This is a genomic window from Winogradskyella ouciana (assembly GCF_009709615.1).
In the GTDB taxonomy this organism is placed as follows: domain Bacteria; phylum Bacteroidota; class Bacteroidia; order Flavobacteriales; family Flavobacteriaceae; genus Winogradskyella; species Winogradskyella ouciana.
This window is the reverse complement of the sequence record NZ_WJYA01000172.1, coordinates 1-260: the sequence shown is the minus strand read 5'-3', so window position 1 is coordinate 260 and position 260 is coordinate 1. Positions and strand designations below refer to the sequence as shown.

Here is a 260-nt window from a genome sequence, read left to right as displayed (position 1 = left end):
CAGGTGGCGTCCTCGGAGACCTCCGGGTTGAACCGGCGGATCCGCAGCGTGATGGTGATGGTGTGCGAGGCGCCGTCGTCGGCCGCGTCCAGGGCCTTGGAGTGCTTTTCGAGGGTGGAGGTGCTCATCAGTACTTACGCTCCATCGGCTGGTAGCGGGTCTGGACGACCGGCTTGTAGTCGAGGCGGATCGACTCCGAGCCGTCTGCCGCCACCTCGCGGTACGCCATCGTGTGCCGCATGAAGTTGACGTCGTCGCGG

The 260-nt window shown here is 66.2% G+C and carries 1 protein-coding gene; it reads right to left on the bottom strand.

Annotated elements, in window-relative coordinates:
- Nucleotides 1-127: 127 nt before the first annotated feature.
- Nucleotides 128-260: hypothetical protein (locus F1003_RS18910; RefSeq protein ID WP_155090367.1), on the bottom strand; the 133-nt coding region annotated here is incomplete at its 5' end.